Source organism: Flavobacterium sp. (assembly GCF_044377315.1).
Lineage (GTDB): Bacteria > Bacteroidota > Bacteroidia > Flavobacteriales > Flavobacteriaceae > Flavobacterium.
On the sequence record NZ_JBILJG010000011.1, the window covers coordinates 51,197 to 76,790 of the forward strand.

The 25,594-nt window shown below is 31.9% G+C and carries 26 protein-coding genes; 2 read left to right on the forward strand and 24 right to left on the reverse strand.

The genetic code is table 11. The features are described from left to right. Positions 1-9: 9 nt before the first annotated feature. The 9 genes from ACIQ66_RS05125 to recR all read right to left on the reverse strand — a co-directional run bounded on the left by ACIQ66_RS05125 (position 10) and on the right by recR (position 11,456). Positions 10-1,284 carry a hypothetical protein gene (locus ACIQ66_RS05125; protein WP_396211731.1) on the reverse strand — a complete coding sequence of 425 codons (1,275 nt, stop codon included), beginning with the start codon at positions 1,282-1,284 and terminating at the stop codon, positions 10-12. Next, entirely contained in the window at positions 1,274-2,791 is a 1,518-nt protein-coding gene (locus ACIQ66_RS05130) for a lipopolysaccharide biosynthesis protein (RefSeq protein ID WP_396211732.1), read from the reverse strand. Before ACIQ66_RS05130 ends, ACIQ66_RS05125 begins: the two co-directional genes overlap by 11 nt. 18 nt (positions 2,792-2,809) lie before the next feature. Beyond that, positions 2,810-3,856 (reverse strand): dTDP-glucose 4,6-dehydratase, encoded by a 1,047-nt coding sequence (gene rfbB / locus ACIQ66_RS05135; RefSeq protein WP_396211733.1) that lies wholly within the window; start codon positions 3,854-3,856, stop codon positions 2,810-2,812. 4 nt (positions 3,857-3,860) lie between these two features. Next, a complete protein-coding gene (locus ACIQ66_RS05140) occupies positions 3,861-5,135 on the reverse strand; it encodes a nucleotide sugar dehydrogenase (protein WP_396211734.1) in 1,275 nt (424 codons plus the stop codon). Positions 5,136-5,149: 14 nt separating this feature from the next. Continuing rightward, on the reverse strand, positions 5,150-6,541 hold the full coding sequence (locus ACIQ66_RS05145) for a UDP-glucose 6-dehydrogenase (RefSeq protein ID WP_396211735.1): 1,392 nt from the start codon (positions 6,539-6,541) through the stop codon (positions 5,150-5,152). Positions 6,542-6,553: 12 nt separating this feature from the next. Continuing rightward, the gene (locus ACIQ66_RS05150; protein WP_396211736.1) at positions 6,554-7,522 is read right to left on the reverse strand and encodes an SDR family oxidoreductase; all 969 of its coding nucleotides are present in this window, start codon (positions 7,520-7,522) and stop codon (positions 6,554-6,556) included. Positions 7,523-7,526: 4 nt separating this feature from the next. Then, the gene (locus ACIQ66_RS05155) at positions 7,527-9,968 is read right to left on the reverse strand and encodes a polysaccharide biosynthesis tyrosine autokinase (RefSeq protein WP_396211737.1); all 2,442 of its coding nucleotides are present in this window, start codon (positions 9,966-9,968) and stop codon (positions 7,527-7,529) included. 10 nt (positions 9,969-9,978) lie between these two features. Then, entirely contained in the window at positions 9,979-10,764 is a 786-nt protein-coding gene (locus tag ACIQ66_RS05160) for a polysaccharide biosynthesis/export family protein (RefSeq protein ID WP_396211738.1), read from the reverse strand. 71 nt (positions 10,765-10,835) lie between these two features. Then, a complete protein-coding gene (gene recR / locus ACIQ66_RS05165) occupies positions 10,836-11,456 on the reverse strand; it encodes a recombination mediator RecR (protein WP_396211739.1) in 621 nt (206 codons plus the stop codon). A gap of 151 nt (positions 11,457-11,607) precedes the next feature. Here recR and ACIQ66_RS05170 point away from each other — a divergent pair, with 151 nt between their 5' ends. Further along, entirely contained in the window at positions 11,608-13,125 is a 1,518-nt protein-coding gene (locus ACIQ66_RS05170; RefSeq protein ID WP_396211740.1) for a sodium:solute symporter, read from the forward strand. Between the two features lie 163 nt (positions 13,126-13,288). Here ACIQ66_RS05170 and ACIQ66_RS05175 read toward each other — a convergent pair whose 3' ends face one another. Beyond that, entirely contained in the window at positions 13,289-13,654 is a 366-nt protein-coding gene (locus tag ACIQ66_RS05175) for a CoA-binding protein (protein ID WP_396211741.1), read from the reverse strand. Between the two features lie 100 nt (positions 13,655-13,754). Between ACIQ66_RS05175 and ACIQ66_RS05180 the strand changes: the two genes are divergently transcribed. Next, on the forward strand, positions 13,755-14,378 hold the full coding sequence (locus tag ACIQ66_RS05180; protein ID WP_396211754.1) for a MarC family NAAT transporter: 624 nt from the start codon (positions 13,755-13,757) through the stop codon (positions 14,376-14,378). Positions 14,379-14,524: 146 nt separating this feature from the next. Here ACIQ66_RS05180 and ctlX read toward each other — a convergent pair whose 3' ends face one another. The 14 genes from ctlX to ACIQ66_RS05250 form a co-directional block, all read right to left on the reverse strand. After that, positions 14,525-15,463 carry a citrulline utilization hydrolase CtlX gene (gene ctlX / locus ACIQ66_RS05185; RefSeq protein WP_396211742.1) on the reverse strand — a complete coding sequence of 313 codons (939 nt, stop codon included), beginning with the start codon at positions 15,461-15,463 and terminating at the stop codon, positions 14,525-14,527. Positions 15,464-15,517: 54 nt separating this feature from the next. Continuing rightward, the gene (locus ACIQ66_RS05190) at positions 15,518-15,886 is read right to left on the reverse strand and encodes a four helix bundle protein (protein WP_396211743.1); all 369 of its coding nucleotides are present in this window, start codon (positions 15,884-15,886) and stop codon (positions 15,518-15,520) included. A 50-nt stretch (positions 15,887-15,936) separates the two neighbouring features. After that, positions 15,937-16,851: a dimethylarginine dimethylaminohydrolase family protein gene (locus tag ACIQ66_RS05195; protein WP_396211744.1), complete on the reverse strand. Its 915-nt coding sequence runs from the start codon at positions 16,849-16,851 to the stop codon at positions 15,937-15,939. An 81-nt stretch (positions 16,852-16,932) separates the two neighbouring features. Continuing rightward, positions 16,933-18,216, reverse strand: a complete 1,284-nt coding sequence (locus ACIQ66_RS05200; protein WP_396211745.1) for a citrate synthase — start codon at positions 18,214-18,216, stop codon at positions 16,933-16,935. A gap of 344 nt (positions 18,217-18,560) precedes the next feature. Continuing rightward, the gene (gene eno, locus ACIQ66_RS05205; RefSeq protein WP_396211746.1) at positions 18,561-19,853 is read right to left on the reverse strand and encodes a phosphopyruvate hydratase; all 1,293 of its coding nucleotides are present in this window, start codon (positions 19,851-19,853) and stop codon (positions 18,561-18,563) included. Between the two features lie 310 nt (positions 19,854-20,163). Beyond that, the gene (carA, locus tag ACIQ66_RS05210) at positions 20,164-21,285 is read right to left on the reverse strand and encodes a glutamine-hydrolyzing carbamoyl-phosphate synthase small subunit (protein WP_396211747.1); all 1,122 of its coding nucleotides are present in this window, start codon (positions 21,283-21,285) and stop codon (positions 20,164-20,166) included. Between the two features lie 335 nt (positions 21,286-21,620). Continuing rightward, positions 21,621-22,127: a 50S ribosomal protein L17 gene (rplQ, locus tag ACIQ66_RS05215; protein ID WP_396211748.1), complete on the reverse strand. Its 507-nt coding sequence runs from the start codon at positions 22,125-22,127 to the stop codon at positions 21,621-21,623. Positions 22,128-22,189: 62 nt separating this feature from the next. Then, a complete protein-coding gene (locus ACIQ66_RS05220) occupies positions 22,190-23,182 on the reverse strand; it encodes a DNA-directed RNA polymerase subunit alpha (RefSeq protein WP_298177549.1) in 993 nt (330 codons plus the stop codon). 20 nt (positions 23,183-23,202) lie between these two features. After that, positions 23,203-23,808, reverse strand: coding sequence for a 30S ribosomal protein S4 (rpsD, locus tag ACIQ66_RS05225; RefSeq protein ID WP_396211749.1), 606 nt, complete (start codon positions 23,806-23,808; stop codon positions 23,203-23,205). Positions 23,809-23,895: 87 nt separating this feature from the next. Next, on the reverse strand, positions 23,896-24,279 hold the full coding sequence (gene rpsK / locus ACIQ66_RS05230; protein WP_298177553.1) for a 30S ribosomal protein S11: 384 nt from the start codon (positions 24,277-24,279) through the stop codon (positions 23,896-23,898). Positions 24,280-24,287: 8 nt separating this feature from the next. Further along, positions 24,288-24,662 carry a 30S ribosomal protein S13 gene (rpsM, locus tag ACIQ66_RS05235; RefSeq protein ID WP_396211750.1) on the reverse strand — a complete coding sequence of 125 codons (375 nt, stop codon included), beginning with the start codon at positions 24,660-24,662 and terminating at the stop codon, positions 24,288-24,290. Positions 24,663-24,664: 2 nt separating this feature from the next. Further along, complete coding sequence (ykgO, locus tag ACIQ66_RS05240) at positions 24,665-24,781, reverse strand: type B 50S ribosomal protein L36 (protein WP_002987490.1); 117 nt, start codon at positions 24,779-24,781, stop codon at positions 24,665-24,667. An 11-nt stretch (positions 24,782-24,792) separates the two neighbouring features. Further along, positions 24,793-25,008, reverse strand: a complete 216-nt coding sequence (gene infA, locus ACIQ66_RS05245; RefSeq protein ID WP_007136545.1) for a translation initiation factor IF-1 — start codon at positions 25,006-25,008, stop codon at positions 24,793-24,795. 3 nt (positions 25,009-25,011) lie between these two features. Continuing rightward, a partial coding sequence (locus ACIQ66_RS05250; RefSeq protein WP_396211751.1) for a preprotein translocase subunit SecY occupies positions 25,012-25,594 on the reverse strand: 583 nt, incomplete at its 5' end.

The following is a 25,594-nucleotide window of genomic DNA, read 5'->3' on the forward strand; positions in this document are numbered from 1 at the left end:
ATTTGTAGATTAAAATTTCCTTCTCAATTTTAAATAAGTGCTAAATATTTTGGGAAATTTATTAATTAAAATATATTTAATTTTTTTAATTTTCGATACAGAAATTAAATCATTATTAACAACTTTACTTATGATTTTCAATGTGTTATCTAATTCTTTTTTTTCTAAATCTGCATTAGAAAAAACAAAACACTTTGCAGATTTAGATTTTTCTAAAATTTCATTCCAAAAAAACTGTGTCCCTTTTGATTTGAATCCTCTTACAACTGTTTTATTAATTAATTTATAAATGGTTTCATCTACCTTAAAGCCGTATTTATTGGGATTATCTCCTGAAAGCATTATAGCAAATATTGTTCTTAAACATTTTTCACATTTTGAACAATTAAGTCCTTCTTTAAGTTCAGAATAACAAACTCTTATTGTAGTTTTTTTATCAAGTTGATTAACAGCTGTAACAATAATATCAACTTTATCTTGGCGTTTTAACTCAAATCCATCATGAAAAACATTTACACCAGACCATTTAATTTGATTATCAATTTCAGGCATAGAACCCCATGGATTAAATTCCATATGAATTGATCTAGTTGAAGCAATATAAATAGTGCTATATTTTTTGATATATGACAACGGAGCAATAACACCAGTTAATGCTAAACCATGTTGAATATTACCCCACCATCCTATATTAGGTAATAACAGATCAACTTTGTATGTATAAAAAGTTCTAAAATTTGATTTAATATATACTTTTTCTAAAGAATTTAAAATTGGTTCATTTTCATTAAATTGCACCACATTATTCCATTGGTATTCATCTTCTAAATCTATATCTGCACCGTGAATTGTAATTAAATTTGGTTCTTTTTGATAAAGTCTAAAAAATGAAGCAAAAGCATCAACACCACCGCTAAAAAGCAGCGCTATTTTTTCTTTAGGAAAATCATTTTTAATTAATTTTTTATATTTTATTTCAGCTTTTTTATTTTGTATGCTTGGATAATTTTTAATGAACTCATTTTTAATATTTAGTAACGCAAAGTAAAAATCTTCATCTATTTCATCAACATAAACGTCAAATCCAGCAAACCAAGCTATAGGCATTACATTAGAAAGAAAAGGAATTATATTTATACTTGAAGGAACTAAAGACACATCCTCATTATACTGAACAAAAAAAGGAAAGTTAGGATTAAAGTATTCACTTATAGCAGTATCATACTCATAATTATATAATATGCGAGTTCCGTTATTAGAAAAGCTACTATTTTTAAGAATCATAACTTTTTAATTTTAAAAAATTTGGAATAACACTTTTTATCATATCTTTTTCGGTTTTATTCATTCCAAATTTAAACATAACAAATGAGAATAAAACTAAAAAAAGGATAATTTTTAGAACAAGATTAATCCAACCTGAACCTGGTATATAATTGATTGCATTACCAATTATCAAAATTACAATAAAAGCAGGAACAATTCTGTTAGACAATTCTTTAAAAAATCTTGGTATTTCAAGTTTTAATATTTTAAAATAGTAAATATTCATGATAATCTGACTAATTAGCCAGCCACCTGTTGAACCAATTACTAAACCAATAATTCCTATGTATTTTACTAAGAAAGCACCGATAATTGTTCCTAGAACGATTAGAGAAATATAAACAAGTGCTTTAAAACTAAATTTGCTTTTTGCTTCAAGTATAGAATTTGCAAAAGATTGCACCAACGGAAGCGTATAAGAAAACATTATTATCAACGCTATTAACCATGAATCAGTAAAAGAATTACCAACCCATAAAAGGACAAACTGTTGGCCAAAAAGCAAAAACCCTCCTAAGATTAGCAATAATACTAAAAGAGAGAACCTTCCTATTCTAATCATCATTGAGGTAAGTTCTACACTTGTTGCTTCTTGCACAGTCATTTTTGTTGCTCTTGGAAGAAAAACACCCGAAATAGCTGTGGAGAATGATCCATAATAAGTTCCTAACATTATACCTACTCCATATACTGCAACGTTTTTTGTACCAGATATGATTCCTAAAATAATCTGTCCTGATTGCCATTGGAATTGACCAACTATAGCAAAAATAAAAATCCAAATTGAATAGGAAAATATTTCTTTTACTAAAGGCATTTCGAGATAATGCAACTTGACTTTTACCTTCAGAAATTTAAAAACATTAAAAGCATTAAGAGCAATAACACAGACATTTACTACTGTATCTAGAACTACTATTCCAACTGCATCACTTCCGTAAAAAAGTATAACAACAACTAATATTGAACGAGTTATATACTTAATTATGTTTAATGCTCTAGGGAACACAAAATGTTCGTAAGCCGAACTTATTGCAGCAAATGCGCCTCCTGGAAGTGTTATTGCCATATTGAAAACCAGAATTGAAAACATCAATTTGGCTTTACTTAGCTCAGAATTGGTAAGATTATTAAAAATAGAATCTAAATTATAATACAATACTATTCCAAGTAAAATTACTATGATAGAAATAAAAAAATAAATTAAGAAAGTGGTTGCCAAAAAGTTTTCTTGACTTCTTATGTCTTCTTTAGCTCTATACTTGGCAACAAAACGAATGATAGTGTTATTTAACCCAAAATCTAAAATACTTATATAAGCAATTACAGAGCCAATTAATGTATATAATCCATATTCAGAATTTCCTAATTTATGAATCATATATGGAGTTAACAACAATCCTATACCATTAGTAATGATTATTGTAAGATAGGATAGAATAGCTCCTTTTTTGAGTTGACTCATTTAGTAGATTTATAATATCTAGTTATATTGCTTTTCGTAATACTTAGCGTATTCGCCAGACGTAACACTATTCAACCATTTTTCGTTGGCTAAATACCAGTCGATAGTTCTTTCTAGACCTTCTTCAAAAGTAACTGATGGCTTCCAGCCAAGTTCTTTATTGATTTTTGAAGCATCGATAGCATAGCGCAAATCGTGCCCTGGTCGGTCTTTTACATATGTAATCAATTCTGCCGATTTTCCTTCTGGCCTGTTTAGTTTTTTGTCCATTATTTGGCATAAAAGTTTTACCAAATCAATGTTTTGCCATTCGTTAAAACCGCCAATATTGTAGGTTTCATGATTTTTTCCTTCATGAAAAACTAAATCAATAGCACGAGCATGATCTTCAACAAAAAGCCAGTCACGTGTATATTTGCCATCACCATAAACTGGCAATGATTTGTTATTAATGATATTATTAATAAAAAGAGGAATTAGTTTTTCAGGAAAATGAAATGGCCCGTAATTATTAGAACAATTGGTTATAACATAGGGCAAACCATACGTTTCGCCATAAGCTCTAACAAAGTGGTCAGAACTTGCTTTAGAAGCAGAATAAGGTGAATTTGGATCGTAAGAAGTAGTTTCTGTAAATAATCCTTCTGCACCCAGCGAACCATAAACCTCATCGGTAGAAATATGGTAGAATCTTTTACCTTCAAAATTATCTTTCCAGATTGTTTTGGCAGCGTTTAAAAGATTCATAGTTCCAATTACATTTGTTTTTACAAACGAAAGTGGATCGGTAATAGAACGGTCAACGTGCGATTCAGCAGCTAGATGAAGTACTCCATCAAATTGATGTTCTTGAAATAAAGCGTTAATAAAAGTTTCATCAACAATATCACCTTTTATGAAAGTGTAATTTGGTTCATTTTGAATATCCTCAATATTTTCAAGATTACCTGCATACGTTAATGCATCAAGATTGAAAATTTGACAATTAGGATATTTTTTTACAAATCTTCTCACAACATGAGAACCTATAAAACCTGCTCCGCCAGTTATAACTATCTTTTTCATTTTTTTATAAATTACCGTCAACGTTTATTTTTAAAACTCCTTTTACATCATATAAAACGGAATTTTCTTTTCTAACTTTTTCTAAATCTAACTCTAAAAATTCTTTGTGCGAAACTCCTAATACTACTGAATCATATTTTCCGCTTGGCAATTTATCTGTTGTAACAAGATTATATTCGTGCAAAACATCGGCAGGGTTTGCCCATGGATCATATATGGTTATATTTACATGGTATTCTTTTAGAGCCTTAATAACATCAACTATTTTAGTGTTACGAACATCAGGGCAATTCTCTTTAAATGTGATTCCTAATAATAATATATCTGCGTTGTTGATTGTAATTCCTTTTTTAATCATTAACTTAATAATTTGAGAAGCTACATATTCGCCCATACTGTCATTTAGCCGTCTTCCAGCCAAAATTATTTCGGGATGATAGCCCAATTCTTGTGCTTTTTGAGCTAAATAATATGGGTCAACACCTATACAGTGACCGCCAACCAAACCTGGTTTAAATGGAAGAAAATTCCATTTTGTTCCAGCAGCTTCCAAAACATCGTGGGTATTTATACCCATGATATTAAATATTTTTGCTAGTTCGTTTACAAAAGCTATATTAATATCACGTTGTGAATTTTCAATTACTTTAGCAGCTTCTGCAACTTTTATTGTTGGTGCAAGATGTGTTCCTGCAATAATTACTGATTTGTATAAATCATCAACTTTTTCACCAATTTCAGGAGTTGACCCAGCGGTAACTTTTAGAATTTTTTCTACCGTATGCTCTTTATCACCTGGATTTATTCGTTCAGGGGAATAGCCTGCAAAAAAATCAACATTAAATTTCAATCCACTAATTTTTTCGAGAACTGGTACGCATTCATCTTCGGTTACACCAGGATAAACAGTTGATTCATAAATAACGATATCGCCTTTTTTGAGCACTTTTCCAACTGTTTCACTTGATTTATAAAGAGGTGTCAAATCTGGACGATTATTTTTATCAACTGGTGTTGGCACAGTAACAACATAGTAATTACAATCTTTAATATCGTCTAAATTTGCACTACAAAACAAGCCTTTTTCGTTAGGAGAATTTACCAAAACAGCTTTTAGAACTTCGTTTTCTACTTCAAAAGTAGTATCTATACCTGAATTTAATTCGTTAATTCTCTTTTGATTAATATCAAAACCAACCACAGAATATTTTGTAGCAAAAAGTCTTGCTAACGGCAAACCAACATATCCTAACCCTATAACTGCTATTTTTGTATTCATTTTTACACTATCAATTATGAACCTATTGCCTGATAAACAAAACCTATTTTTTTGAGTTTATCTCCGTCTAATAAATTTCTTCCATCAAAAACAAAAGCTGGTTTTTGCATTTGATCATAAATTTTATTCCAATCTAGTTGTTTGAACTCATCCCATTCTGTTAAAATAGCTATAGCATGCGCATTATTACAAGCTTCATATGCATCAGAAAAGGAAGTAACAAATTTAGCATTTTCGATGGAATTCCTAGTTTCAAGATAATCTAAATCGGCTAAAACTTGTTTTTGAGAAACTTTTGGATCGTAAACTGCTATTTTGGCATTTTCATTGACTAAATCATTAGCAACATATATTGCAGCAGACTCTCTAGTATCATTAGTATCTTTTTTGAAAGCCCATCCTAAAAATGCAATTTTTTTATCAGAAACTGTATTATATAATGTTTTAACAATATTATTCGCAAATCTTCTTTTTTGATGGTCATTCATTATTATAACTTGTTCCCAATAATCAGCTACTTCGTTCAATCCGAAAGATTTTGAAATATAAACCAAATTCAAAATATCTTTTTGAAAACAAGAACCTCCAAACCCAACAGAAGCTTTTAAGAATTTTGATCCGATTCTGCTATCCATTCCGATTGCTCTTGCCACTTCATTTACATCTGCTCCTGTTTTTTCGCATAGTTCAGACAATGCATTAATTGAAGAAACTCTTTGTGCTAAGTAAGCATTAGCTGTTAGTTTTGACAATTCAGATGACCAAACATTGGTTCTTAAAATTCTTTCTCTTGGCACCCAATGAGCATAAACGTCTTCTAACGCTTGGATTGCTTTTTGTCCTTCAGGAGTAGTATCTCCTCCAATTAAAACTCTATCAGGATTTAATAAATCTTCAACGGCAGTTCCTTCGGCTAAAAATTCAGGGTTGGATAATATTTGAAATTGAACTCCATTCCCGGTATTGTCTAAAATACTTTTTATGGCTTCAGCTGTACGAACTGGCAATGTAGATTTCTCTACTATAATTTTGTCATTTTTAGAAACTCTTGCGATTTGTCGAGCACATAACTCAATGTATTTCAAATCGGCAGCCATTCCTTTTCCGGCCCCATACGTTTTGGTCGGAGTATTAACAGAAATAAATATCAAATCAGCTTCATCAATGCCTTTGTCAACATCTGTTGAGAAAAATAAATTTCTTCCTCTTGCCTCGCCTACAATTTCACTTAACCCAGGCTCGTATATTGGAATATTATTTACGTCTTTATCATTCCATTTAGCTATTCTTTCTTCATTAATATCTACAACTGTAACTGTAATTTCTGGACATTTTTGGGCAATAATTGCCATTGTTGGTCCTCCAACATAACCTGCACCTATGCAACAAATTTTTGTGATTTTCATTCTATTATTTCTTTATTTCAAATTTTCCCAATACCATTTTACGGCTTCTTTAAGACCTTCATTCATAGAGTATTTTGGGTCATAGCCTAGAAGTTTTTTTGCTTTATCTATACTTGCTAATGAGTGAGGAATATCTCCAACTCTATTTGAACCATGAATAACTTCAACATTAGCAATTTTTGAATCATAAGCAGCTAAATATTCTTTTAAATAAGCGACTAAATCGTTTAATGTATTTCTATCCCCATATGCAGTGTTATAAACGGTATTTATGGCTTCCTGATTAGTTGTATTAATAGCCAGTTCATTCATTTGAATTACATTATCTATATAGGTAAAATCTCTTGAATAATTACCATCTCCATTTATAATTGGACTTTCATGATTCATTAATTGCATTACAAATTTAGGAATTACTGCTGCATATGCTCCATTTGGATCTTGTTTTCTTCCAAAAACATTAAAATATCTTAGTCCAATTGTTTCTAAGCCGTATGTTTTACTAAAAATTTCTGCGTAAAGTTCATTTACATATTTAGTTATTGCGTATGGCGAAAGTGGTTTACCAATAACATTTTCGACTTTTGGCAATGATTCAGAATCGCCATAAGTAGAAGAACTTGCAGCATAAATAAACCGTTTTACTTTGGCATCTCTAGCAGCAACCAACATGTTTAGAAAACCTGAAACATTTACATCATTACTTGTTATAGGATCATTTATAGAGCGTGGAACTGAACCAAGAGCAGCTTCGTGTAAAACATAATCTACTCCAAAAGTTGCTTTGTTACAATCCTCACTATTTCTAATATCTCCTTCAATCAATGTGAAATTAGGATTTTCTAACAAATGTGCAATATTATGTTTATGTCCAGTTGAAAAATTATCTAAACAAATTACTTTGTTTCCTTTTTCTAAAAAATATTCACATAAATTAGAACCTATAAACCCAGCTCCTCCAGTTACTAATAAAGTTTTCATTAACTTAAGATTTAAAACGTTTAACTAATTTACTAAAAAAATTATTCTTTTTACTTTCAATATAGCTATCATCATAATTTCCATAGCCATGTCCATAGCCATAAGACGCACCATACTTAGCTTTGTTTTCAACCCCATTTAATACAATACTAACATTAGATAACTCACCTCTTTTTACAGCATTATTTAACAAACCAGCCATATTTTTCTTAGTAACATTTTGTCGCATCACATATATTGTAACATCGGCATAACTAGAAAGTTCTAATGCGTCTGTTACAAGTCCCAGTGGTGGTGTATCCAAAATTATATAATCATATTTCTTTTTTAGTTCATCCATCATTTCCTTTAAACTTTCTCCCATAATTAATTCAGAAGGATTAGGAGGAATTGGCCCTGATGTAATTACATCTAAATAAGGGATTTGGGTTTTATTTGTTACTTCTTCCAATGTTTTTTGACCAATTAGGTAATTCACAACTCCTATTTGATTATTTAATTTAAAGTCCTCAAAGATTTTTGGTTTTCTTAAATCGAGTCCAACAATTACTGTTTTTTTCTCACTCAAGGCAAAAACAGTAGCAATGTTGATTGAACAAAATGTTTTTCCTTCGCCACTTATAGTCGAAGTTAACATCAAAGTTTTTGAACCTTGAAGATTTTGCCTTTTATATAAAAATTGTAAAGAAGACCTGATGGATCTATATGATTCTGACAGGACGGATTTTGGTTTTTCAAAAACTGCTAAATATGATTTTGCTTTATTAACGCCTACTACACCGATTAATGGAATTGAAGTAAGCCTCTCAACATCATCAGAATTTTGAATAGAGTCGTTAAAAGTAAAGATAAATATGATTACTAAAAATGGTATTAAAAACCCTAATAAAAAAGCAATCACATAATTTACTCCTGTTTTGGGACCAATAAGGCCTTCTCCAATATCTTTAGCAGAATCAATAAACTGAATATCTGATAAGTTAGCTGCTTTTACAATAGAAGCTTCACTTCGTTTTTGCAAATAAGTTTGATAAATATTATCACTAAGATTATATTTCCTCATGATTTTGATAAGTTCTTGCTTATCATCAGGCATTTGTCTTATATCAGTTTCGGCACTATTTATTTTGTTACTAACTTGATTGTAAGAATACTGTATTGCGGCTTTTGCAGCTTCAATATTTTCTATCAAAACTCTTTTTAAAGAAGAAATTTCGTTGTCAATATTGTTTAACATTACGTCACTTTTAACACTGTAAATCATTTCAGATCGTCTAATAGATAACTCAATCATATTAGCTACATTATTTATGATGTTTGGGTCATCAATACCCGCTACAGAAGGAGCTGGAAGTTTTGAATAATCTTTACTATTTTTTAAATAATTTGATAATGTATTGAAATAATTTATTTTTCTAGAAATTAAATCTTTTTCTACATCTAATTCGAGCATTTTATTTTGAATGTTTGAACCACCAAGCTCAATTTCTACAACATTTTTATTTTTACTAAAACTCTTTAAATCATCATTAGCTTCTTTAAGTTTCACTTCCATTAATGCTAATGTTGTATCAATAAAATAAATTGTATTATCTGCAAATAGATTTTTTTTGTCTAATTGATTTTTCATTAATACCTTAACAGTTTCATTAAGGTAATCAACAATTCTTGCTTTATTGGTTCCTTCCAAAGATAATTTAAGAATTGAAGGTGCTTTGTCATCAACATCAACGCGAATTCCTTTATATTGCTGAACTACAGAGTTGTAATCACTAAAACTAACTTTATATTCTTGGCCAATAAAATTTTTAGAAGCGTCTTTAATGATAAGTTTCCAACTTAAAAAAGGCAAGTTTATGTATTCTCCAATCTTAAAATTTTTAGTAAAAACTCCTTCTGAAACATTAATTGATTTTAAAGAATAATCATTGTAATTATAGGTGTCAACTAAGCTCGATTCAAAATCAACTTTAATTTGATATTGTGTAGATGACAAAAACTTAATAGAAATTGGACTTTTTGCTAATTGAGGTTGTTTTTTATCTATTTCAACCTCAAACGGGCAATTACCATAAATACTTTCGGTAAAATATTCTTTATCTTGAAGATAATCAATATAATATTTTAATTTTTCAACTACAATTTCATTATGTGTTCTAGATTTTAATGTAGTAGCAATTGTCGAAACTTTATCAGATGTTCCTCCCCAATTAAATACCAAACTAGTGTTTGAAGTAAATAAAGGATTATCTTCTTCCTTTACACCAATGGTGGTTTCAAGTCCGTATATTTTCTGTTTTCTAACATTTATTTGGTAAGCACCTATCAAACATAATAATATTGACACTACAAACCATTTCCAATAACTAGTTACTTTAATCAAAAAACCTTTGAAATCGAAGTTATTTTGACTTTCAAGAAAATTAAAATCTTTAATATCTAACATCTAAAATAGTTTATTTTTGTAAAAGTAAAAAAGTAGTTGTTACTAAAGACAATATTGTGAAGATTGTACTTAGCGACTGAATTCCTGTCGTGCCAGTTCCCCATGTTTTTTGCTTTAACGGTTTAACATAAACAAAATCATTAGGTTGCAAATAAAAATAGGGCGATTGCAATGCATTGTAATTGGTTAAATCTATTGAAAAAGTTTGTACACCTTGTGGATACTGTCTTATTATCATTACTTCCTTCCTGTTACCTACAACTGTTATATCGCCTGCATTTGCAACTGCTTCAAGGACTGAAACTTTGTCTTGATTCAAAATTTTTGTTCCAGGAACATTAACTTCACCATTAATTGTATATCGAAAACCAGCAAGTTTTACACTTACAAATATTCCGGCTTCTTTATTAAAATGATCTTTCAATAAAAGTGTTTCAATTTTTTGTCTAACTTGATCGGTAGTTAATGCCAAAACATTTACCTCTCCAAGAATCGGAAGTCTTATATTTCCATGATCATCTATTGAGTATCCTTTATAATAAAATAACTCATTTGAAATATTTGGATTATTAACTATATTTTGATTAAAAATTTCAACTAATTTCGAATCAATAGCCGATACTGTAATACTTAAAACATCACTTACTTGCAGTCTATAAGGTTTAAAAGGAATCTGAGCAACTGGAGCATTTTCTAAATTTTCTTTACCTTGTAAATAGATAATGTCTTTTGATGGCACACATGAATTAAAAAAATAACCTACAAAAAATAATAGTATAAAAATTCTGAAATTCATTCTTAACGGATTTTAGCAAACAAAGATAGTTTTTCAATTCTAAATACAAAAAAGTTGTGACTATTATTGAATTAAATATTTTTCAATGAATTCTCAAATGGAACTCTTTGCACAATACTTCTTCCTAAAGTAACCTCGTCTGCATATTCTAATTCGTCGCCAACGGCTATTCCTCTTGCTATTGTAGAAGTTTTGATATTACACTCTTTTATCTGTTTAAAAATATAAAAATTGGTGGTATCACCTTCCATTGTTGAACTTAGCGCAAAAATAATTTCTTCAATCGAACCTAATTTTACTTTTTCGACTAATGAATTGATATTCAATTGACTTGGGCCAACTCCATCAATGGGCGAAATTTTACCGCCAAGAACATGATAAATTCCTTTAAATTGATTGGTATTTTCTATAGCCATAACATCTCTAACATCTTCAACAACGCAGATTATTTTATGATTTCTTGAAGTATTCGAGCAAATTTCACACACATCAACATCTGAAATATTGTGGCAATTTTTACAAAATTTAATCTCATCACGCATCAAAGTTAATGCTTGCGATAAAAAATGTGTTTGTTCACTGGGTTGTTTCAATAAATGCAACACCAATCGCAAGGCAGTTCGTTTACCAATTCCGGGTAATTGCGCCATTTCGTTGACCGCTTTTTCGAGAAGTTTTGATGAAAATTCCATTTGGCAAAGGTAAAGAAAAAGTTTGGAAGCGTGAAGATGGAGGACGGAAGATGAAAATTTTGAAGATTTTATCTATTTTTGGTAAACTTCTATCTTCCAACTCCCATCTTCTAACTTTTTTACTATTTTAGCACAAACAAAAAAACTATTTATGTCGCCAATTGCTATTCTAATTTTAATTGTGGTTTACTTCGGATTATTAATTTTTATTTCGAATATTGTTAGCAGAAAAAGCTCTGATAACGATACTTTTTTTAAAGCTAATAAAAACTCAAAGTGGTATTTAGTTGCCTTTGGAATGATTGGAACTGCCATTTCGGGAATAACATTTATATCAGTCCCTGGCGAGGTTGGAAATCCTGATTTACAATTTAAATATTTTCAGTTTGTAATAGGTTGTGCTATTGGATTTATTATTGTAGCCAAGGTTTTACTTCCATTATATTATCGAATGAATTTGACTTCAATTTATGGCTATATAGAACAACGTCTTGGAATTGTAAGCTACAAAACGGCAGCAACTATTTTCTTAATTGGTAGAACAATTGGTTCGGCTTTTAGACTATATTTGGTTGTATTTGTTTTACAAAAATATGTTTTCGACGCATTCCAAATTCCGTTTGCAGTTACTGTTTTAATTTCGCTTGGGTTGATTTTTGCTTATACTTATCGAGGTGGATTAAAAACTATAATTATCACTGACACACTACAAACTTTTTTCTTGATTTCATCGGTATTCTTAACTATATTTTTTGTTTGCAGAAGTTTAGATTTTAGTTTAGTTGAAGCTTTTGAAGAAGTTAAAAACAGCAATTATTCAAAGGTGTTTTTCTTTGAAGATTATTTGAAAGGCACCTATTTTTGGAAACAAATTTTAGGTGGAATTTTTGTAACCATAGCAACCGTAGGATTAGATCAAGATTTAATGCAGAAAAATTTAAGTTGCAAAAACATTGGTGAAGCACAAAAAAATATGTTTACTTTCACAGGTGTTTTTGTTTTAATTAATATCTTTTTTTTAAGTGTAGGTGCGTTACTTTATATCTATGCGGAGAAAAACGGAATACAGGTTCCAATGGTAAATGATGTTGCAAGAACTGATTTGCTTTTTCCTGAAATTGCTATAAATCATTTGAGTATTATTCCAACAATAGTTTTTTTATTAGGATTGACAGCAGCAACTTTTGCCACTACAGATAGCGCTTTAACCGCTTTAACAACATCTTTTTGTGTAGATTTTCTAGGAATGGATAAAAAAAAGTCGGAAGATGGAAGTCGGAAGATGGAAGATGATAAAAAGTTGATTAGAACTAGACATTTGGTTCACGTTGGATTTTCTGTTTTGATGTTTTTGGTGATTATTATTTTTAATTCAATCAATGATGATTCTGTAGTGAAAATGGTTTTTAAAATTGCTACTTATACTTATGGTCCGTTATTAGGTTTATATGCATTTGGTTTATTTGTAAAATCAAAAACAGTTCACGATAAATTGGTTCCTTTTATTTGTTTAATTTCTCCTGCGATTTGTTTTTTGATTACTCAAAACTCAGCATCACTTTTAGGAAATTATGTGATTGATAACGAATTAATTATCGTTAACGGATTGATTACTTTTATTGGATTGTTGATTATTAGTAAACCCGCCACTAGTCAGACGAAGTTTTAGGAATGGAAATTTCTATAAGTTAATAATCAAAAATTAAAATGGAAACCAACCTAGCCCTGATTGTAGTGGCATCTCGTCTTTTGGGACGAGATAGAACGAAAAGCAGGAACCTGTCTGCCTACAGGCAGGTTACCATCACTGATAAATCCCGAGTCTTTCGCTTCTAATATTGATTAGTTGTCAATAAAACCAAGGTGCAAGCTTCTTCAACTTTGATTGAATTGGCTTTGAGTAACTGATAGAACTCCGGGTTTTCGGTGCCAGGATTAAAGACTACTCTTTTAGGCTTGGTTTCGATTATATAATTGTAATAATCACGTTGGCGCACCGGATTGAGGTACAAAGTAACAGTGTCGATATTGGCAAGCGGAATATTTTTAGTTTTTATGGAAATTCCGGCAACTTCGCCTTGATTTTGACCGATGGCTATAACCGAATGACCTTTTTCAACTAGCATTGTTATGGCTTTGAAAGCGTATCTTTCGGGTTTGGTGGAAGCACCAAGAACTAGTGTTTTCTTATTTTTCATGGTACAAAATTACGGATAATTGTTTTTATTTTAACTTTAAGCATTAATTCTTTATTTATCTTTGTCGAAAATTTATACTTTTCAAAAAATGGATATTTTCTTGAATACTTTTTTTGTTTTGCTTGGAGCGTTGTTTTCAGTATTGAATCCTATTGGTGTGATTCCTTTTTTTGTGGGTTTAACTCAAGATTACAACAAGGTCGAACGCTCGCGAGTTTCTTTATTAACAGCTATAAATGTGTGCATCATTTTATTGATTTCGTTTTTTGTTGGTGAATACGTTTTGAGTTTTTTCGGAATAACGATTTCGGCACTTAGAATTGCTGGTGGAATTTTGATTGCAAGTTCGGGTTTTGGTTTGCTAAACGCCAATCCGAAAAAGCGAAAAGGAATTAGCAAAGAAGTGGAAGAAGATTTGCAAAGCAGAACATCTATTGCTTTAACGCCGCTCGCAATGCCAATGTTAGCTGGACCAGGTTCGATTTCGTTATTAATAGCTTTTAATCAAGACCACAAAACTACACCTGAAATTTTATCTTCTACACTTTCTATTTTAGTGGTTTCTCTTCTAATATTTTTAGTATTGAGAAGTGCACATTATTTGGCTAAATATTTAGGTGCGTCAGGAATTGTTGCTATTTCTAGAATTGTCGGTTTCTTGACAGTTGCTATTGGTATTCAGTATATTATTAGCGCGGTTTTGAGTATTGTTAGAGGAATTTAGAAAAGTACGAGGTAAAAAATACGAAGTACGAAATACGAAATACGAAGTTTGAAATAAATAATCCCAAATTCCAAAATAAACAATTGGAATTTGGGATTTCGTTTATTCTAAAATATTGGCTTCGAGAGTCTCAGCCAACACAAAGATTATTTTCTTGGAAGAAAAACTTCTGCCATCATGCATCTTGCGCTTCCGCCACCGCATGCTTCTATGGTGTCTAGGCTTGAATGAATAATTGTAATATGTTCTTCTAATTGTGCGATTTGTTTTTTGGTTAAAGCATTGTAAGCCGATGAACTCATGATTAAGTATCTTCTTTCGTCTGCACCTTGTAATTCTAACATATTTCCTGCAAAATTGTTCATTTGATCTTCTGTGATTAGAACAATCTCTTTTTCATCAGAACGAAGACTGTCAAGAACCATTTTGCGTTCTTTTTTATCATCGATACAATCAGCACAAATAACAGCAAAAGTGTCTCCAATGCACATCATAACATTGGTATGATAGATTAGTTTTCTTTCGCCATCAACTGTTTGAAATGCTTCAAAAATTATTGGATTTAAGTCGAAATCTTCGCAAAATTCTATAAATAATTCTTCATCTGCTCTTGGAGAAAGTGCGCAATATGCTTTTCCATTTTCTCTGTCAAGAACAATACTTCCTGTTCCTTCTAGGTAAAATCCATCCTCTTCGGCAGAAGTATAATCCATAATTCCGTCGCTGATTTCGTAACCTTTGGCTTCCAAAATATCTAAAATATCTTCACGTCTTTCGGCACGACGATTTTCGGCAAACATTGGATACAAAACCACATCACCATTTTCGTGAAAAGAAATCCAATTGTTTGGAAAAATACTGTCGGGTGTATCTGGATCTAAAGTGTCGTCAACAACCGTAACGTCTATTCCGACCATTCTTAGTTTGTTTACGAATGTATCAAACTCTTGTTGGGCTTTTTCGTTGACATTTGCAGGAGTTAATCCGTCAAGGACTTTTTGATAATAATTGTTTACCGCCGTTTGTTCGTTCATTCTAAACGCTACCGGACGAATCATTAATATGGAGTTTGTAGTTTGATTCATTTTATTTTAGTTTTCTGTTGTCGGTTATCAGTTAACAATCTTTGTGATTAGTAGTTAGGTTTTCCAATTGCTTTCAACATATTTTATAAAGTTAAATATTTTTGCTCCTAAATTATCATAATCAGTTATATATCTATCAATATCAGGAATCAAATCTTTATACAAATGTTTTATCTTAATCAAATGTCCTTTTGTTTCAAGACAACTTGAATGTGAAAACACTAAAAATCTAATAAAATCTGCCTTATAACGGTTTCTTCCGTAACCTTCAACTATATTTGAATTTACTGAATCTGACGAACGTCTAATCTGACTTCCTAATTCATACATTTCATACTTAGGCAAAAGTAATGATGCTGGATGAACTTCGTAAAACAATGCCAAACTAATTTTATAAATATCCAAATCCTGATAACTGCTCATTTCAACAATTTATAAAGTTAATAACTGTCAACTGACAACCGATAACTTTTCTAATCTCTTATTAAAGGCAATGTCGAACATCTCAACAATCCTTCTTGTTTTGCTATTTCAGCGTATGGAATTTCTTCTACAGTAAAACCTTGTTCTCTTAACCAGTTGTTCAATCTTGTAAAGTTTTTTTCGGAAACTACAACATCTGGTGCAATTGAAAACACATTGGAATTCATATTATACATTTCGTCTCGAGTGATGTGAAACAGGTTATCTTTTCCGAATAATTTTACTAGGTAAACATAATCTGCTTCTTCACGAAAACCACTTTTATAGATGATTCCTTTATTTGTTCCAACAGGTTGAAAGCAGCAATCAAGATGCAATGCATTATCACGAGCTTCTAATTTAGATTTTACCAAGTCAAATTCTTTCACAATTTTGTTTGGAAACAACTCTTTTATGTATTGAACCCCTTGCATATTGGTTCTTGCCGTGATGTAATCTTTATAGTCAGAACCTTTATATGTTCCTATAAAAATATAGTCGTTCCATAGCATAACATCACCACCTTCAATATGCACATCATCTGGCGGGCGAACAACTTTAGCAGGATTTATTTGGTCAACTACATAATTTATTGCATCCAATTCACGGCTTCTATCTGGAAGAATATTGGCTTTTATAAAAACATCATCAATTACAAAACCAATATCACGAGTAAAAATTTGGTTATAATTTTCAATCGTTTCTGGGCGAAAAACTTTCACATCATATTTTTGAAATACTTTGTTGAACGCTTCCATTTCGTTAACCATATCTTCTTCAATAGGATATGTTCCTGCGAGAATGTGTTCTAATGATTTTGGGTCGTAGGCTTCATCTGCTGTTGGCGTTGGTCCATTATTGACTGCTGAACCTAACACGACGGCTTTTAATCTTGAGGTTTCGTTTTTTACATTTAATTGTAACATATAATTTGCTTTTGGCATAAGGCAAATATAAAAAAGCTCCGTTGATTAACGAAGCTTTTGTTTATAAGTATTTAAAGATTTTTATCTTTTATCCATAGTAACAAAATCTCTCAATGGATGACCTGTGTAAACTTGTCTTGGTCTTCCAATTGGCTCTTTGTTTATTCGCATTTCTTTCCATTGTGCAATCCAACCTGGTAGACGTCCGATTGCGAAGAGAACAGTGAACATATCTGTTGGAATTCCTAATGCACGGTAAATAATTCCTGAGTAGAAATCAACATTTGGATATAATTTTCTTGATACAAAGTACTCATCTACTAAAGCTGCTTCTTCTAATTTTTTTGCGATTTGAAGAATTGGGTCATCAACACCCAAAGTCCTTAGCACTTCATCGGCTGCTTTTTTAATGATTTTTGCTCTTGGGTCGAAGTTTTTATAAACTCTATGTCCAAATCCCATTAAACGGAATGGATCATCTTTATCTTTAGCCTTAGCCATAAATTTGTCAGCATCCCCACCATCTTTTTGAATTTCTTCTAACATTTCAAGAACAGCTTGGTTAGCTCCACCATGCAATGGCCCCCAAAGTGCAGAAACTCCAGCAGAAATTGAAGCAAACAATCCAGCATGAGACGAACCAACAATTCTAACAGTAGAAGTAGAACAATTTTGTTCGTGATCGGCATGAAGAATAAATAATTTATCTAAAGCAGCAACAACTGATGGATTAGTAGTATAAGGCGAAGTTGGAAGTTTAAACATTAACTGCATAAAATTCTCAACATAACCTTGTGTATTATCATAATAATTCAAAGGATAACCCATCATTTTTCTGTAAGTCCAAGTTGCAATTACAAGGAATTTACCCATTGTTTTACAAACGGCTTCATACATTTCTTTTTCGTTATCAACATTAACTACTTTTGGATTAAAAGCTGTTAACGCAGAAGTCAACGAAGACAAAACTCCCATAGGGTGAGCTGTTTTTGGGAAACCATCTATGATGTTCTTCATTTCTTCGTTTACCAAAGTGTATTTGCGGATGTCAGTTTCAAATTGAGTTAATTGTTCTTTTGAAGGCAATTCTCCAAAAATAACCAAATAAGATACTTCAAGAAAATCAGCTTTTTCAGCTAAATCTTCAATAGCATAACCTCTGTAGCGTAAAATTCCTTCTTCTCCATCAAGGAAAGTAATGTCACTTTTGCAAGAACCCGAATTTTTATACCCTGGATCTAAAGTGATGGCGCCTGTCAAGGCACGGAGTTTTTCAATATCGATAGCTGGTTCGTTTTCGCTCCCAACAATTACTGGAAACTCATACTTTTGGCCATCATATTCTAATATTGCTGTTTTTGACATAATAGGTGTGGAAATTAATCGTGAAATTTATAATTTAACAAAATTATGGAATTCTAAATGAATTAAAAAACAAATATGTTGACGTTTTCGTTAATATTTTTATAAAAGTTGCAAGGTTGGTTATAGATTAATACAAAATCAAAACTTATTTTGTTTCAATTCTATGAAAATATTAGTATTTTAGAAAAAAAATAAAAAAAAATAAATAGATTAAAAAGCTAAAATGTGGAATTTGATTAGGCCTCGGTGTAGATTAACATATATATAATGTCGAGTTAAAATAAAAACACCTGACAAGTTTAAAACTCATCAGGTGTTTTTTTTTTTACAAAATAGTTATGTGATTACTTCTGTTTAAAAGCTTTCAATCCTGGAAAGTAAGCTGTACTTCCTAATTCTTCTTCAATACGTAATAATTGATTGTATTTAGCCATTCTATCTGAACGTGAAGCCGAACCAGTTTTGATTTGTCCACAGTTTAAAGCTACAGCTAAATCAGCAATAGTATTATCTTCTGTTTCTCCAGAGCGATGTGACATTACTGAAGTATAACCAGCATTGTGAGCCATGTTTACAGCTGCAATTGTTTCTGTAAGCGTACCAATTTGGTTAACTTTTACAAGAATTGAATTGGCAATTCCTTTTTCAATTCCGGTTGACAAACGCTCCACATTAGTTACGAATAAATCGTCACCTACTAATTGGGTTTTGTCACCAATTAATTCTGTTAAGTATTTCCATCCTTCCCAATCGTCTTCATACATTCCATCTTCAATAGAAATAATTGGATAATTTGCCGCTAATGAAGATAAATATTCAGCTTGTTCTTTAGAAGTTCTAATTTTTCCTGTTGCACCTTCAAATTTTGTATAGTCGTATTTTCCATCTACATAAAATTCTGAAGCAGCACAATCCAAAGCAATCATAATTTCGTCACCGAATTTATAACCAGCGTTTTCTACGGCTTTTTTAATTGTATCTAATGCGTCTTCTGTTCCTCCTGCAAGATTTGGTGCAAAACCACCTTCGTCACCAACAGCAGTTGACAAATGTCTGTCGTGTAATACTTTTTTCAAATTGTGGAAAATTTCAGTTCCCATTTGCATAGCGTGAGTAAATGAAGTTGCTTTTACAGGCATAATCATAAACTCTTGGAAAGCAATCGGTGCATCAGAGTGCGAGCCACCATTGATAATATTCATCATTGGAACTGGCAAAGTATTAGCAGAAACACCCCCAACGTAACGATATAATGGCAATCCTAATTCATTTGCAGCCGCTTTTGCAGCCGCAAGAGAAACTCCTAAGATTGCATTAGCTCCAAGATTTCCTTTATTAGAAGTTCCGTCTAAATCAATCATTAATTGATCGATAAGATTTTGTTCAAAAACTGAAGTTCCTAATAATTCAGGCGCGATTTTGGTGTTTACATTTTCAACGGCTTTTAAAACACCTTTCCCCATGTAAGCTTTTCCACCATCACGAAGTTCAACAGCTTCATGTTCTCCAGTAGAAGCGCCACTTGGTACAGCAGCTCGTCCTAAAACGCCATTTTCTGTAACTACATCTACTTCAATCGTTGGATTTCCTCTTGAATCCAATATTTGTCTTGCGTGTACTTTGATTATAATACTCATTTGTTATGATTTTATTAATTTTTAATTCACTTTTTTGTCAATACCACAAACTTAAACAATCTAAAACACACTAAAACATTACAATTAAAAAACTTATAAACGCAATCGTTTTAGTAATTGTCATTAGGGTATAATTTGAAGCTAATGGCTTGGGATTTATCATTTATACATGTTCCTGCTTTAAGTTCCAAACGAAGTTCACTGAACTCAAATAAAAAAAAGTTATGTGAAGTAATCTTATGTTGCGATTTTCGCAAAGCGAAAACCGCAACATAAGATTACCAATGCCATCAGGGCTAAGAGAGTTTACTTATACTTCTTGTAAACTTTTGGATTTTTGCATTGCAGCAACAAACTCATCAAACAAATAAGACGAATCATGTGGTCCTGGGCTAGCTTCTGGATGGTACTGAACAGAAAAACAATCTTTAGATTTCATCTTCATGCCAGCCACAGTATTGTCGTTAATATGATAATGTGTTATTTCTAAATCTTGGTGCTTTTCTAATTCTTCTCTGTTTACAGCAAATCCATGATTTTGGGAGGTTATTTCACCTTTACCTGTCAAGACATTCATAACAGGATGATTTATTCCTCTGTGACCGTTAAACATTTTATATGTAGAAACTCCGTTTGCAAGACCAATAATTTGGTGTCCAAGACAAATTCCGAAAATAGGTTTATCAGAAGCTATCATTTGCTTAGCTGTTTCTTGCACTTGCTCTAATGGTTCTGGATCACCTGGTCCATTGGACAAGAAATATCCATTAGGATTGAAAGCTTTTAAAGCATCAAATGAAGTATTGTATGGAAAGACTTTTATGTAGCAATCTCTTTTGCCAAGATTTCTTAAAATATTTCTTTTGATTCCTAAATCTAAAGCTGCTATTTTATAAGTTGCATCTTCGTTTCCGAAAAAATAGGGTTCAGTTGTTGAAACTTTTGAAGCCAACTCAAGACCTTTCATATCTGGAACCTTTGCTAGTTGCTTTTTAAGCTCATTTACTGAAGTGCCATCTGTTGATATTACTGCATTTTGCGCTCCGTTATCTCTGATATAACTTACCAATGCTCTTGTATCGACATCTGAAATGCAAACTAAATTTTGCTTTTCAAAATAATCGTAAAGATTACTTTCAGAATCCGGACGTGAATGGTTGAAGCTAAAGTTTTTGCAAACTAAACCAGAAATCATAATTTTTTCAGATTCTACTTCGTTTGCATTTACTCCGTAATTACCAATATGAGGATTGGTTGTTACCATGATTTGTCCGAAATAAGATGGATCGGTAAAGATTTCTTGGTAACCAGTCATTCCGGTATTGAAACAAACTTCTCCAAAAGTAGTTCCAGAAATGCCAATAGATTTTCCGTAAAAAATGGTTCCGTCAGCTAGAAGTAAGATGGCTTGTGGTCGTGTTGTGTATTTCATTTGTGGTAGTTAGTTGTTGTGTTGCAAATTTAGGATATTCGTTTTTAATACTAAAGTTGTTTTTATTAAAGTTTATAAACAATCAAATAGTTAGTTTTCTAGCCCCGATTGGAGAGGAAATCCTGTTGTTGTGAGATTGCCATGCAAACTCACAATAACAGATTGGAACGGAAAGCGGGAATTACCATAACTAGTATAGCCCAAGCCATTCGCTACTAATTATTAGACTTGATCCAAAAAAACACCGTCCTCAGATTGCTCATACCAAAGGACGAAAATAAAAAAAAGGATAAACTCGAAAGCTTATCCTTTTTATATTTATGAAATTGAATTCATTATTCAGCTGATTTTTCAGGAGTTTCTTCAGAAGGAGTTTCTGGAGCTTTTTCTTCTGCAACTGGTGCAGTAGCATCCGCTTTTTTAGCTTTTCCACCACGACGGCTTTTAGCTTTTTTCTCTTCTTTTTTACCACCGTTGTATAGTTCGTTAAAATCTACTAATTCGATCATTGCCATATCAGCATTATCTCCAAGACGATTTCCAACTTTGATAATACGTGTATAACCACCTGGGCGATCCCCAACTTTAGCGGCAACATCTCTGAACAAATCTGTTACAGCATATTTGCTACGTAAGTTAGCGAAAACGATACGACGGTTGTGAGTAGTATCTTGTTTAGATTTTGTAATAAGCGGCTCAACGAATTGTTTAAGTGCTTTAGCTTTAGCAACTGTTGTGTTAATACGTTTGTGCTCAATAAGAGAACATGCCATATTGGCTAACATAGCTTTTCTATGTCCAGTTTGTCTGCTTAAGTGGTTGAATTTTTTTCCGTGTCTCATGACCTATTTTTTTAATCTTCATCTTGCTACAATCCGCTTTGGAGAGCAAAATATGAAGTAAATTACTCTTTATCTAATTTGTACTTTGCTAAATCCATTCCGAAGGTTAAATTTTTAACAGCTACTAGTTCGTCTAATTCTGTTAAAGATTTTTTTCCAAAATTACGGAATTTCATTAAGTCATTTTTATTGAATGATACTAAATCACCAAGTGTATCAACTTCAGCAGCTTTCAAGCAGTTTAATGCTCTAACTGATAAGTCCATATCAACTAACTTAGTTTTTAGCAATTGTCTCATGTGCAATGATTCTTCATCATACGATTCAGTCTGAGCAATTTCGTCAGCCTCAAGAGTAATTCTTTCGTCAGAAAACAACATGAAGTGGTGAATCAAAACTTTAGCTGCTTCAGTTAAAGCATCTTTAGGATTGATAGAGCCATCCGTTTTGATTTCAAAAACTAATTTTTCGTAATCTGTTTTTTGTTCAACACGGAAGTTTTCAATTGCATATTTCACATTTTTAACAGGTGTAAAAATTGAGTCTGTAAAAATAGTACCAATAGCTGCATTTTGTTTTTTATTCTCTTCTGCTGGAACATAACCTCTACCTTTTTCGATTGTTAACTCGAAATTTAGTTTGATTTTGCTGTCTAAATTACAGATTACTAGTTCTGGATTAAGAACTTGGAAACCTGAAATAAATTTTTGAAAATCACCAGCAGTAAGTTGGTCTTTACCAGTTACAGAAATAGTAACAGATTCGTTATCAATGTCTTCAATCTGACGCTTGAAACGAACTTGTTTCAAATTAAGAATGATTTCAGTAACGTCTTCAACAACTCCTGAGATAGTAGAAAATTCGTGATCTACACCTTCGATACGCACCGATGTGATTGCGTAACCTTCTAGTGCAGAAAGCAAAACTCTTCTAAGTGCATTACCAACAGTCAATCCGTAACCTGGTTCTAAAGGTCTAAATTCAAATTTACCTTCAAAATCGGTTGAATCGATCATGATAACTTTATCGGGCTTCTGAAAATTAAATATTGCCATAATTTCGACTAAGTCAATTATTATTTGTTGTACAATTCGACGATTAGTTGTTCTTTAATGTTTTCTGGAATTTGCAATCTTGCAGGAACAGAAACAAAAACACCTTCTTTAGTATCGTTGTTCCATGTAATCCATTCATAAACATGACTAGAACTAGCTAATGAGCGCTCGATAGATTCTAATGATTTAGATTTTTCACGAACGGCAACTTTATCGCCAGGTTTTAAGTGATAAGATGGAATGTTTACCAACTCACCATTTACGGTTATATGTCTGTGAGAAACTATTTGACGTGCACCTCTTCTAGAAGGAGCAATACCCATTCTGAAAACCACGTTATCAAGTCTAGCTTCACACAATTGAAGTAAGATTTCACCAGTTACACCTTTAGATGCAGCTGCTTTTTCGAATAAATTTCTGAATTGTTTTTCTAAAATTCCATAAGAATATTTAGCTTTTTGCTTCTCCATTAATTGGACAGCATATTCAGATTTTTTTCCTCTTCTTTTAGCCATCCCGTGTTGTCCAGGAGGATAATTTCTTTTTTCGAAGGCTTTATCGTCTCCGAAGATTGCTTCGCCAAATTTACGAGCGATTTTGGTTTTTGGACCAGTATATCTTGCCATTTTATAAATTTTAAGGTAGAGATTATGAATTCAGGTCATATCCTCCGATAATCTTTATTCTACCTAGGTTATACTATTAAATAAAAACTAGACTCTTCTTCTTTTTGGAGGTCTACATCCATTGTGAGGCATTGGAGTTACGTCAATGATTTCAGTAACTTCAACTCCAGAGTTATGTAGAGAACGTATAGCAGACTCACGTCCGTTTCCTGGTCCTTTTACATATACTTTAACTTTTTTCAGTCCAGCTTCTAACGCTACTTTTGAACAATCTTCTGCAGCCATTTGAGCTGCATAAGGTGTATTCTTTTTAGAACCTCTAAAACCCATTTTTCCAGCTGAAGACCATGAGATTACTTCACCTTTCTTATTTGTTAAAGAAATAATAATGTTGTTAAAAGTGGCACTAATATGAGCTTCACCTGTAGATTCAACGATAACTTTACGTTTTTTTGTTGTTGCCTTAGCCATATTACTTATTATTTAGTTGCTTTTTTCTTGTTAGCAACAGTTTTTCTTTTACCTTTTCTCGTTCTTGAGTTATTCTTAGTTCTTTGTCCTCTTAAAGGAAGACCAGATCTGTGACGAATACCTCTGTAACAACCAATATCCATCAAACGTTTGATGTTTAGTGACGTTTCAGAACGTAACTCTCCTTCAATTTTGTAATAAGAAACCGCCTCACGAATTGCTCCAATTTGGTCATCATTCCAATCTTGAACTTTAATATCCTGGCTAACTTGAGCTTTATCTAAAATCTCAATAGCTCTACTTTTTCCTACTCCGAAGATATAGGTAAGTGCTATAACACCTCTTTTGTTTTTAGGTACATCTACCCCTGCTATTCTTGCCATAATTATCCTTGTCTTTGTTTAAATCTAGGATTCTTTTTGTTGATTACGTATAATCTACCTTTTCTACGAACGATAATGCACTCGGCACTTCTCTTTTTTACTGATGCTCTTACTTTCATTTTGAATATCTTTAATATCTATAAGTAATTCTTGCTTTTGACAAATCGTAAGGACTCATTTCCAGTTTCACTTTATCACCAGGTAATAATTTGATGTAATGCATACGCATTTTTCCTGAAATATGGGCAATTACAATATGTCCATTTTCTAATTCTACACGGAACATCGCATTTGATAATGCTTCAATGATTGATCCGTCTTGTTCTATTGCTGATTGTTTAGCCATATGTTAAGCTACTGCTTTTCTATTTTTACCCGTCTTCATTAAACCGTCATATTGTTTGTTTAATATGTATGAGTTTATTTGTTGAATTGTATCAATAGCAACACCAACCATAATGATTAATGATGTTCCTCCGAAAAACATTGCCCAAGATTCTTGAACGCCTAGTCCTACAACTATTGCTGGTAATATAGCAATAAGGGCTAAGAAAAGAGAACCTGGGAAAGTAATTAAAGACATTATTTTATCTAAGAAATCAGAAGTTTCGATACCTGGTTTTACCCCTGGAATAAATCCACTGCTTCTTTTTAAATCATCTGCCATTTTATTAGTAGGAACTGTTATAGCGGTATAAAAGAATGTAAATACAATAATTAATAATGCAAATACAAAATTATACCAAAAACCAAACATATTACTAAAAGCACCAGCTATTGACTGAGATGTTTCTGATTTTGACAAACCAGCAACAGCAGCAGGAATAAACATGATAGCTTGAGCAAAAATGATAGGCATAACACCAGCAGAATTCAATTTTAATGGAATCCATTGTCTGTTTCCATCTTGTTCAAATTCTCCAGAAACTGTT

Coding starts and splice junctions, on each gene's coding strand:
- ACIQ66_RS05125 (WP_396211731.1), bottom strand. CDS start 1,284: ATGATTCTTAAAAATAGTAGCTTTTCTAATAACGGAACTCGCATATTA.
- ACIQ66_RS05130 (WP_396211732.1), bottom strand. CDS start 2,791: ATGAGTCAACTCAAAAAAGGAGCTATTCTATCCTATCTTACAATAATC.
- rfbB (WP_396211733.1), bottom strand. CDS start 3,856: ATGAAAAAGATAGTTATAACTGGCGGAGCAGGTTTTATAGGTTCTCAT.
- ACIQ66_RS05140 (WP_396211734.1), bottom strand. CDS start 5,135: ATGAATACAAAAATAGCAGTTATAGGGTTAGGATATGTTGGTTTGCCG.
- ACIQ66_RS05145 (WP_396211735.1), bottom strand. CDS start 6,541: ATGAAAATCACAAAAATTTGTTGCATAGGTGCAGGTTATGTTGGAGGA.
- ACIQ66_RS05150 (WP_396211736.1), bottom strand. CDS start 7,522: ATGAAAACTTTATTAGTAACTGGAGGAGCTGGGTTTATAGGTTCTAAT.
- ACIQ66_RS05155 (WP_396211737.1), bottom strand. CDS start 9,968: ATGTTAGATATTAAAGATTTTAATTTTCTTGAAAGTCAAAATAACTTC.
- ACIQ66_RS05160 (WP_396211738.1), bottom strand. CDS start 10,764: ATGAATTTCAGAATTTTTATACTATTATTTTTTGTAGGTTATTTTTTT.
- recR (WP_396211739.1), bottom strand. CDS start 11,456: ATGGAATTTTCATCAAAACTTCTCGAAAAAGCGGTCAACGAAATGGCG.
- ACIQ66_RS05170 (WP_396211740.1), top strand. CDS start 11,608: ATGTCGCCAATTGCTATTCTAATTTTAATTGTGGTTTACTTCGGATTA.
- ACIQ66_RS05175 (WP_396211741.1), bottom strand. CDS start 13,654: ATGAAAAATAAGAAAACACTAGTTCTTGGTGCTTCCACCAAACCCGAA.
- ctlX (WP_396211742.1), bottom strand. CDS start 15,463: ATGAATCAAACTACAAACTCCATATTAATGATTCGTCCGGTAGCGTTT.
- ACIQ66_RS05190 (WP_396211743.1), bottom strand. CDS start 15,886: ATGAGCAGTTATCAGGATTTGGATATTTATAAAATTAGTTTGGCATTG.
- ACIQ66_RS05195 (WP_396211744.1), bottom strand. CDS start 16,851: ATGTTACAATTAAATGTAAAAAACGAAACCTCAAGATTAAAAGCCGTC.
- ACIQ66_RS05200 (WP_396211745.1), bottom strand. CDS start 18,216: ATGTCAAAAACAGCAATATTAGAATATGATGGCCAAAAGTATGAGTTT.
- eno (WP_396211746.1), bottom strand. CDS start 19,853: ATGAGTATTATAATCAAAGTACACGCAAGACAAATATTGGATTCAAGA.
- carA (WP_396211747.1), bottom strand. CDS start 21,285: ATGAAATACACAACACGACCACAAGCCATCTTACTTCTAGCTGACGGA.
- rplQ (WP_396211748.1), bottom strand. CDS start 22,127: ATGAGACACGGAAAAAAATTCAACCACTTAAGCAGACAAACTGGACAT.
- ACIQ66_RS05220 (WP_298177549.1), bottom strand. CDS start 23,182: ATGGCAATATTTAATTTTCAGAAGCCCGATAAAGTTATCATGATCGAT.
- rpsD (WP_396211749.1), bottom strand. CDS start 23,808: ATGGCAAGATATACTGGTCCAAAAACCAAAATCGCTCGTAAATTTGGC.
- rpsK (WP_298177553.1), bottom strand. CDS start 24,279: ATGGCTAAGGCAACAACAAAAAAACGTAAAGTTATCGTTGAATCTACA.
- rpsM (WP_396211750.1), bottom strand. CDS start 24,662: ATGGCAAGAATAGCAGGGGTAGATGTACCTAAAAACAAAAGAGGTGTT.
- ykgO (WP_002987490.1), bottom strand. CDS start 24,781: ATGAAAGTAAGAGCATCAGTAAAAAAGAGAAGTGCCGAGTGCATTATC.
- infA (WP_007136545.1), bottom strand. CDS start 25,008: ATGGCTAAACAATCAGCAATAGAACAAGACGGATCAATCATTGAAGCA.